Raw genomic sequence first — 7,423 nt, 5'->3', positions numbered from 1 at the left:
AGCTGGTACTGGTACATCTTCGGATCCATTTCCTTTTCCTTCGGCAGAATCAGGATCTGGTCAGCCGTGACGATGGCTGTGGTCTGTTCAGTACCCGATGGCTTGATCACGCCGAAACCGGTGTCGCCTTGCGGCAGGTTGAGCAAGTCTCGTCCCCAGCACTGTTGACGCACTTCGCCACCGAGGCGACCCATGATAGTCGGCACGATGTCGATCTGAGTCCCCACGGTATGGTCACGCTGACCGAACTTTTCCTGGATGCCCGGTGCAATCATCAGCATCGGCACGTTGAAGCGGCCCAGGTCCATTTCGGTGATTTGACGCTCGTTGCCGAAACCATGGTCKCCCACGATGACAAACAGGGTTTCCTTGAAGTACGGCTCTTTACGAGCCTTTTCGAAGAACTGCCCCAACGCCCAGTCGGCGTAACGCATGGCCGTCAAATGCTCGTTCAGGCTGCCGCGATCAGTCACTTTTTCGACCGGCAATGGCGTCGGCAAGGCATAGGGAGTGTGGTTGGACAGGGTTTGCAGCAGCGCGTAGAACGGCTTGCCTTCGCGCGCCTTGAGTTCCTGCAGGCCACGGTCAAACATATCCTGGTCGGACACGCCCCACGTCGGGTCGGAGAACACCGGGTTCACGTAGTCGTTACGCCCGATGAAATTGGTCATGCCCTGGTTGCTGAAAAAGCCCGACTGGTTGTCCCAGGCAAAATCGCCGTTGTAGACATACACATCGTCGTATTTACGGGCGCTGAGCAACTGTGGCAGGCCGGACAGCTTGTGGCTGCCTTCCGGGGTCTGCATCAGGTATTCGAAACCTGGCAGGTTCGGGAAGCAGGCCATGGTGGCGAACATGCCCTGGTGGGTATGCGTACCGTTGGAGAAGAAGCGGTCGAACAACAGGCCTTCTTTCGACAATTTATCGAGGTTGGGCGTGATGTTGCCCGGCGCGCCCAAGGCACCGACCGAGTGACCGGCCATGCTTTCCATCAGGATCACAACGACGTTCTTGATCGGCAGCGTCTTGTCGGCCGGTGGCGTGTAATCGCGGCGTACCGCAGCGATATCGGCATCAACCAGCTTGTCATCCGGCATCACCAGCATATCGCGGACAATTTTCTGGGCCACGGACTGTTCCATCGTCGGCTTCCAGATGTTGTCGCGCTCTTCGGACATGCGGCTCTTCGCAGCAGCAACCAACTGCAACGTGCCGTTCAGGCCCAACTGGTTGGCGAAGTTCGAGTCGGTGGTGTAAACGTCACCCCAACGCAGCGGCGGACCTTGACGCAGCGTGCCACGGGCTGCCACGACGCAGATCAACAGGCAAACCACGAATACCGCGATGCGCGCATACCACGGGGCTACCTGACGGGTGCTGATGGCGCCACCGCTGAACGGGCCGCGTGGGCGGGTTGCACGGTCGGCGCCCTTGAACGCCAGGCTCAGCAACCAGGTGCCAACAGCCCAGGCCAACAGATAACGGACGACCGGGAAGCCATACCAGAGCATGCTCATGACGGTTTTCGGGTCTTCCTTCACATACTGGAAGACCAGGCCGTTGAGGCGCTGGTGGAACTCACGGTAAAAGTCCATTTCCATCAGGCCGAGGAACAGCGCGATGCTCGAGGCAATGGTCAGCCAGCACCGGAACAGACCACGGGCAGCCATCGCCCGGACACTGAACAGGGACAGCAATAGTGGAATGCTGAGGTAGACCACCAGGCGCAGGTCGAAACGCAAGCCGTTGGCGAACGCTTCTAGGAAGGTCGAGGCAGGTGTGTCGAGGATCATCTCCCGGTTGTACACCAGCAGCGCAACGCGCAGCAGGGAGAGCATTGCCATCATCACCACGGCACAGAGCAGTGTGTACGCCAGATGCGATTTGACGGTCGGTTGCAGCAAGCGATTCGAAGCTCGCTGCTGACTCAGGGCGTCCGGGTTAGCCATGTCGTTTATAGGACTCATTGGAAGTTGAAGTTTCAAAGATGTTGCGGCGCCCTGCCCTCCCTTGCGATTACTTGCAGGAAGTGGCCGGAAGCGTGCGCGATGCGCAAATGTTGCACGATCACTCACAGCATTGCCATCCATTACTGGCAAGCACTCCCCCAAAGCCTGGCTTCCAGGGCTCTGGAACAAGAGTTACAGAGGGTTGAGCGTTAAATCGGCGTGGGTGAATTGTCTTGGAGTGTTTGTGAAAATTTCGTGCAACGTATATCTGGAAACACAAAAAGGGCCTCTCGGCCCTTTTCGGTCAGCCCGGTTTAATCATTACCCGGCTTGTTCACCGCTTGCAGCACGTACTGCGGAAGAGCGAATGCGCCAATATGGATTTCCGGGTTGTAGTAGCGCGTGATGATGCCGCTGCCAGCAAAACGCTGACTCAGGGTTTCGCGCGACAGCTTGCGGTAAGCCGTGTTGGTCGCGCCCCAGGCAAACGTCATGGCACCGCCAATATAGGTCGGCACCGCAGCCTGATAGAAGTGCCAGTCCGGGAACAGACTGCGCAAGCGCCCCGCGGTAGTTTTCACTTCTTCGATCTGCATGAACGGCGTGCCGTTCTGGGTCACCAGAATGCCGCCTTCATTCAGGCAACGGCGGCATGCCTGGTAGAAGTTCTCCGAGAACAGCACTTCACCCGGACCGATCGGGTCGGTGGAGTCGGAGATGATCACGTCGAATTTTTCCTGGGTGGTGGCGACGAAACGCATGCCATCGTCGATCACCAGGTTCAGGCGTGGATCATCGAACGCACCTTTGGAGTGATTCGGCAAAAATTCCTTGCACATGTCGACTACCGTGCCGTCGATTTCGACCATGGTGATGTGTTCGACACTGCGGTGCTTGGCCACTTCACGCAGCATGCCGCCGTCGCCACCGCCGATGATCAATACGCGCTTGGCGGAGCCGTGAGCCAGGATCGGCACGTGGGTGAGCATCTCGTGGTAGATGAACTCGTCGGCTTCGGTGGTCTGGATCACGCCGTCCAGCGCCATGACCCGACCCATGCGCGGGTTCTCGAAAATCACCAGGTGCTGGTGCTCGGTGCGCACTTCGTGCAGCAGTTTTTCCATGCGAAAACGCTGGCCGTAGCCTTCGTAGAGGGTTTCCAGGTACTCGCTGGTTTTGGTGGTGCTCATGGGAAGTCCCCCGGTGAATGCTGGTGGCAACGGACGGTTACCCGCCYATGATGGACAATCGCAGACGCTGGGCAGGCGATTGACCAAGGAAAGGCGCGCATTCTACGTCGCCGAACATGACAGGTCGAACCTTCGTCGAACCAAAGATCATTCGAGTAAACAGTGAACCCTGTGGGAGCGAGCCTGCTCGCGATGAACGATGGCGCGGTTTAACTGACAAACCGCGGCGCCTGCATCGCGAGCAGGCTCGCTCCCACAGGGTGATGTGTCGACATAGAGGGCGATGTCAGAACCGCACGTTACCCCGGGGGCCAGCAATTGCCCAAATAACCAGGCCCAGTACCGGAAGCAGAAGAATCAGCAGCACCCAGATGATTTTCATCCCGGTTTCTGCGCCGCTTTTAAGCACGTTGATGATCGCCCAGATATCCAGCGCGAGGATGATCAGGCCAACCAGGCCATTGAAGGTGGAACCCATGGTGTCGCTCCCAGGAGAAGAATTTCCCCCTTAGGATAGTCGGGCCTGACGAGGGCTCCGTTTTATTACGTTTGACTTAAACGTGAATCGCCACTTTCAACGCTTCCAGGGACGGCGCCGCGGCGATCCCGATGTGCGCACACAACTCCAGCACCCGTGGGACGTCGTTGCCATAGACCAGTACGGTCTGAATCTCGTCATCGAGCAGTTGGCTGAAGTTCATCAGCGTGTAGCCGCCGTTTTCCGGGTTCATGCTGCCCATCTGGATCTGGATGCGGTTGAGTGCCGTCAACGCTTCGGTCTTGGCCAGTTGCTTGGGCTTGATGTTGAACGCCACGCCCGGGCCGAAAGACGCAACGATCTGCTCAAACAGGTCCATGTAGGTGTCGGCCTGGAACARCACGGTTTCCGGCAGGCTGCCGACTACCACCCATTCACCCAACGGGATCGGGAAAGTGTCGTCGTAGTTGATGTCCGGGTTGGCCGCCAGAAACGCCTCGGGATCGGCATAGGCCTGGGCGGCTTCATCGGCGATCTGCACAATTTCCGCCTCGCTCATGCAGCCGGAGCTGATTTTGCTGCTCGGCAGCTGCTACAAGGTCATACGGCGCGCTCCTCGCCACGGATCAGCCGAGCAGCTTCTGCAGCTGTGCCGTGGTGTCTGCCGCGCCCATGGTCCTGGCCGCGTCCAGAGCGTTGATGCCGTTGGCGTCCTTGGCCTTTGGATCAGCACCTTTGCTGATCAGGTAGTCGACGATTGCGCTGCGATTGAACATCGCGGCCATCATCAACGCGGTGCGGCCGTCAAAGGACGAACCTTCAACCTCGGCGCCACCTTCAACCAGAGCGGTCACCACCGCAAGATCGCCTTTGAACGCCGCGCCGGCAATCGGGCTTTGGCCATTTTCGTTGCGAATCTCTGGATCGGCCTTGTGCTCAAGCAGCACTTTCACTGCATCGACGTGGCCGTGATAGGCGGCCAACATCAGCAAGGTGTCGCCCTTGTGGTTACGCAGGTTCGGCGGCAGGCCTTTGCTCAGCAGTGCGGCGAGCATCGCCGCGTCACCATCACGTGCCTTGTTGAACACCTGCTCGGCAAACTCCGCGGCTTCTTCCGGGGTCATCTGGCGGGATTTGTCTGTCATTCGGGACTCCACATTCGGTCAATCGCAAAGCCGCTAGTTTCCTTAAGCGCCCTTACCCCTGTCACTCCTTTTTTCTCTCGTGCGGCCATAGCCAGAATCAATAACGGAACTTGCCAGCGTGGATATCCGCCAGTACCTGTTCGGTGACCTGCACATAAGTGTCCGAGCCCGGTAGCCAGGCGTAGACCGGATCGTCGCCGGTTTTACGCGGATCGAAGGCTTCATCCTTGAGACGGGTCTTCTGGTACTTGAAGGTCCCGGTGGTCTCCATTTTCACTTTCACCCGCAAAAACAACGGCACCGCATAGGCCGGCAGGTGTTGGCGAGCGAAGCTCAGCAACTCGCTGAAGTCCAGGGTCGCCAGGGATTCAGCCGGGGTAATCGCAGCCATGCCGGCGCGGCCGTTGGTGTTGTGGATCTCGACGCCATAGGCCACCGCCTCRGCGATGTGGGAGTGTTTCAAAAGTATGTTCTCGACCTCGGTGGTCGACACGTTCTCGCCCTTCCAGCGGTAGGTATCGCCAAGGCGATCGACGAACTGGGCGTGACCAAAACCGATGCTGCGCAGCAAGTCACCCGTATTGAAGTAGCGATCGCCCTTTTCGAAGACATCGTGGAGCACGACTTTTTCGGTCTTCTGCGGGTCGGTGTAGCCGTCCAGCGGCGCCTTGTCATCGATCTTTGCCAGCAACAGGCCTTGTCGGCCCTTGCCGACTTTCTGCATGAAACCCTTGCTGTTGCGGATCGGCGCACAGCTGTCGTGCGCGTATTCGACCAACGCCCAGGACATCAGCGAGAAGCCGATGGTGTTGTCGAAGTTGAGGATGTTGCTAAAACCGATATTGCCGTCGCTGGCGGCGTACAACTCGCAAATGTGGCTGACCCCGAAGCGCCGCTTGAACTCGCTCCAGACACCGGGGCGCAGCCCGTTGCCGATCATCTTCAGCACCGCGTTATCACGGTCGGTGGTGCTCGGCGGCTGATCGATCAGATAGCGGCATAACTCGCCGACGTAGCCGATGGTGGTCGCCTGGTATTTGCGTGCATCGTTCCAGAACTGGCTGGCGCTGAAGTTACGCCGAATGGCAAAGCCCGACGCCCCGCAAATTGCCGAGCCCCAGCACACGCATAACCCCGTGGCGTGGTACAGCGGCAAGGTGCAATAGATGACATCGTCGGGGGTCATATCCAAAGCGATCAACCCGAAACTGGCGGAGGTCTTCATCCAGCGGCCATGCTTGAACACTCCGGCCTTGGGCAGTCCGGTCGTGCCGGAGGTGTAGATATAGAAGCAAGGGTCGTTGAGGTATACCTGCTGGCTGCTGAGCGGGTCGTCGCTCGGGTAATCGGTGCTGACACGCATCAGGTTGATGAAGCCTGTGGGCACCGAACCGGGATCATGGGAGGTGTCCTGATCGGCCACCCACCAGGTTCTCGCGGTATCGATTGCAACCTGCTCGCGGATCGCCGAATAAACCCCGACCAACTCCTCGCCCACCACGATTGCCGCCGGGGCAACCAGATTCACGCTGTGCACCAGCGCCTGTCGGGTTTGCGAGGTATTGAGCATGGCGCTGATCGCGCCAACCTTGGCCACCGCCAGCACCGTGACCAGCAGTTCCGGACGGTTTTCGATGAAGATTGCGACCACATCACCTTTGCCAATGCCCTGGGCAATCAGATAGTGAGCAATGCGGTTGGCCCACTGATTGACCTGTGCATAACTCAGTCTGACCTCACCTTGCAGCAGCGCCAGGCCATTGGGATTACGGTGTGTCGCTTGCTCGAAGCTCCAACCGAGGCCGCAGGGTTGATCCGGCCGTTTGACATTGGCGACTTTGAGCCCCTTGACCACCCGTGGCAGGGCTTTGGCAATGGACGGCAACTTACGGAGCATCATGCCCCAGGTGATCATGTCGTTTGACGCGAGACTCATGGTTGCTCCCGTTCGGCCCTTGATGTCAGGCCTGTTTTGTTATTGTCGGGCGAACATTTGGTCGCAGGTGTTCAGGCAACTTCATCCCTGGATGAGAGACGGCAGATAACCTCTGGCTAGAGATAAAAATGAACGTGGAAGCGTTGATTCAAGCCAAAAAGTACGCCCGCACTTGTGCCGCTGTACACGCGGTTTTTGAAATGTTTTGTATCCGGGTCGCTACTGCGGCGAGCGCGCAAAATGCAGGATGCACGATGGCCATTCATGCAGAATGCACGATGCCGAAAAACACACTATTTTATATATGATTGATTTATAACGACTTTTCTAAAAACTCATACTGGCACAATCAGTGCACCTATCACTCCATGCTTGCCATTCAAGTGCAAACGGAGCTGATCGACATGAGCCTGATCCAGGAAAAATTTTCGTCCCTGTTCTCCAACTTCGACGTCACCACGCAAGCACGCCCAGACGGCGGTATTCTGCTGACGCTCAATAGCAGCGATGGCCGAGTGTTCAAACGCTCGATTTCCTACGCTCAATTGCATGCCGGCGATCAACTGTCCTGGGTAATCAGTGCCATTCGCCGTGACTTGGCCGAACAGGCCAGCGAACTGCCGCAGATTTCAATGCTGCAAAGCCAGCAGCGTTTCGCCTTGCCGACCTATCACTCGAGATAAGCACCAACCGTTCAAACCTTTCAGGTCGTGCAAGCCTTGCGC

At 57.9% G+C, this 7,423-nt stretch carries 8 protein-coding genes; 2 read left to right on the top strand and 6 right to left on the bottom strand.

Annotated elements, in window-relative coordinates; translation table 11 throughout:
- The 6 genes from AC1DH9_RS23675 to AC1DH9_RS23650 form a co-directional block, all read right to left on the bottom strand.
- The coding region (locus AC1DH9_RS23675; protein WP_477808876.1) for an LTA synthase family protein at positions 1-1,949 on the bottom strand (1,949 nt) is incomplete at its 3' end.
- 314 nt (positions 1,950-2,263) lie between these two features.
- Entirely contained in the window at positions 2,264-3,139 is an 876-nt protein-coding gene (speE, locus tag AC1DH9_RS23670; RefSeq protein ID WP_427541481.1) for a polyamine aminopropyltransferase, read from the bottom strand.
- 286 nt (positions 3,140-3,425) lie between these two features.
- Positions 3,426-3,617 carry a PLDc N-terminal domain-containing protein gene (locus AC1DH9_RS23665; protein WP_054593487.1) on the bottom strand — a complete coding sequence of 64 codons (192 nt, stop codon included), beginning with the start codon at positions 3,615-3,617 and terminating at the stop codon, positions 3,426-3,428.
- 76 nt (positions 3,618-3,693) lie between these two features.
- Positions 3,694-4,176 (bottom strand): hypothetical protein, encoded by a 483-nt coding sequence (locus AC1DH9_RS23660; RefSeq protein WP_477808875.1) that lies wholly within the window; start codon positions 4,174-4,176, stop codon positions 3,694-3,696.
- 67 nt (positions 4,177-4,243) lie between these two features.
- Entirely contained in the window at positions 4,244-4,762 is a 519-nt protein-coding gene (locus AC1DH9_RS23655; RefSeq protein WP_054593488.1) for an ankyrin repeat domain-containing protein, read from the bottom strand.
- Between the two features lie 97 nt (positions 4,763-4,859).
- Positions 4,860-6,698, bottom strand: coding sequence for a long-chain-acyl-CoA synthetase (locus AC1DH9_RS23650; protein WP_427541487.1), 1,839 nt, complete (start codon positions 6,696-6,698; stop codon positions 4,860-4,862).
- Between the two features lie 128 nt (positions 6,699-6,826).
- On the opposite strand from AC1DH9_RS23650, the gene AC1DH9_RS23645 reads away from it, so the two are divergent.
- Together AC1DH9_RS23645 and AC1DH9_RS23640 are read left to right on the top strand one after the other, a co-directional pair.
- A complete protein-coding gene (locus AC1DH9_RS23645) occupies positions 6,827-7,006 on the top strand; it encodes a hypothetical protein (protein WP_427541490.1) in 180 nt (59 codons plus the stop codon).
- A gap of 96 nt (positions 7,007-7,102) precedes the next feature.
- Positions 7,103-7,381, top strand: a complete 279-nt coding sequence (locus AC1DH9_RS23640; RefSeq protein WP_024264778.1) for a DUF3509 domain-containing protein — start codon at positions 7,103-7,105, stop codon at positions 7,379-7,381.
- Positions 7,382-7,423 lie beyond the last annotated feature (42 nt).

The organism is Pseudomonas sp. 05T35, from assembly GCF_056396605.1.
The sequence above is the reverse complement of the archived record's forward strand: the minus strand, read 5'-3'. Positions and strand labels throughout refer to the sequence as shown.

Coding starts and splice junctions, on each gene's coding strand:
- AC1DH9_RS23645 (WP_427541490.1), top strand. CDS start 6,827: ATGAACGTGGAAGCGTTGATTCAAGCCAAAAAGTACGCCCGCACTTGT.
- speE (WP_427541481.1), bottom strand. CDS start 3,139: ATGAGCACCACCAAAACCAGCGAGTACCTGGAAACCCTCTACGAAGGC.
- AC1DH9_RS23640 (WP_024264778.1), top strand. CDS start 7,103: ATGAGCCTGATCCAGGAAAAATTTTCGTCCCTGTTCTCCAACTTCGAC.
- AC1DH9_RS23665 (WP_054593487.1), bottom strand. CDS start 3,617: ATGGGTTCCACCTTCAATGGCCTGGTTGGCCTGATCATCCTCGCGCTG.
- AC1DH9_RS23655 (WP_054593488.1), bottom strand. CDS start 4,762: ATGACAGACAAATCCCGCCAGATGACCCCGGAAGAAGCCGCGGAGTTT.